The organism is Arthrobacter sp. B2a2-09 (assembly GCF_027587375.1).
Lineage (GTDB): Bacteria > Actinomycetota > Actinomycetes > Actinomycetales > Micrococcaceae > Arthrobacter.
Genome location: NZ_JAMXIC010000067.1, coordinates 1 through 1,523 on the forward strand (window position 1 = coordinate 1; position 1,523 = coordinate 1,523).

General features: G+C 65.5%; 1 pseudogene. It reads left to right on the forward strand.

Going from position 1 to position 1,523, the window contains the following annotated elements:
* Window positions 1-1,523: pseudogene (locus tag NFJ07_RS25510) on the forward strand (pyruvate dehydrogenase (acetyl-transferring), homodimeric type); the annotation flags it as partial.

Sequence of the window (1,523 nt, forward strand, 5' to 3'; positions counted from 1 at the left end):
CAGTCGGTGGGCGTGCCGATGGTGACGACCACCGATTACGTGAACACGATCCCGGCGGACCAGGAAGCGGTCTTCCCGGGCAACGAGGAGTTCGAGCGCCGGTACCGGGCGTACATGCGCTGGAACGCGGCCGTGATGGTGCACCGGGCGCAGCGGGCCGACATCGGGGTGGGCGGGCACATCTCGACCTATGCCGGGGCCGCGACCCTGTACGAGGTCGGCTTCAACCATTTCTTCCGCGGCAAGGACCACGCCTCGGGCGGGGACCAGGTCTTCTTCCAGGGACACGCGTCCCCGGGCATGTACGCCAGGGCGTTCATGGAAGGCCGGCTCACGGAGGAGGACCTGGACGGGTTCCGGCAGGAAAAGTCCAAGCAGGGCCACGCGCTCTCCTCCTACCCGCACCCGCGCCTGATGCCCAACTTCTGGGAATTCCCGACCGTGTCCATGGGCATCGGCCCGATGAACGCGATCTACCAGGCCCAGTCCAACCGCTACCTGCACGACCGCGGCCTGAAAGACACCAGTGACCAGCAGGTCTGGGCGTTCCTGGGCGATGGGGAAATGGACGAGCCCGAGTCCCGCGGCCTGCTCCAGCTCGCCGCGAACGAGAACCTGGACAACCTGACCTTCGTGATCAACTGCAACCTCCAGCGCCTGGACGGACCGGTCCGTGGCAACGGGAAGATCATGCAGGAACTCGAGGCGTTCTTCCGCGGCGCGGGCTGGAACGTCATCAAGGTCGTCTGGGGCCGGGAATGGGATGACCTGCTGGCCCGGGACACCGACGGGTCCCTGGTGAAGATCATGAACGAAACCGTGGACGGGGACTACCAGACCTACAAGGCCGAATCCGGCGGGTTCGTCCGGGAACACTTCTTCGGGAAGACCCCGGCCACCAAGGACATGGTCGCGGACCTGGACGACGAGCAGATCTGGAACCTCAAACGCGGCGGGCACGACTACCGCAAGGTCTACGCCGCGTACAAGGCCGCGACCGAGTTCAAGGGCAAACCCACCGTGATCCTGGCCAAGACCGTCAAGGGCTACGGACTCGGACCCCACTTCGAGGGCCGCAACGCGACCCACCAAATGAAGAAACTCACCATGGAAGACCTCAAGGCCTTCCGGAACCACCTGCGCATCCCCATCACCGATGAGCAGCTCGACACCGACCTGTACCGCCCCCCGTACTACCACCCCGGCATGGACGCCCCCGAAATCCGGTACATGATGGACCGCCGCGCCGCCCTGGGCGGGTCCGTGCCCGAACGCCGCTCCGCGCACACCCCGGTGACTTTGCCGGAGGCCAAGTCCTACGAGGTCGCCAAGCGCGGCTCCGGCAAGCAGCAGGCCGCCACCACCATGGCCTTTGTGAGGCTCCTGAAGGACCTCATGCGGGACAAGAACTTCGGCAAACGCTTTGTCCCGGTCGTCCCGGACGAGTCGCGGACCTTCGGCATGGACGCGTTCTTCCCCACCGCGAAGATCTACAACCCCAAGGGCCAGAACTACCTCTCCGT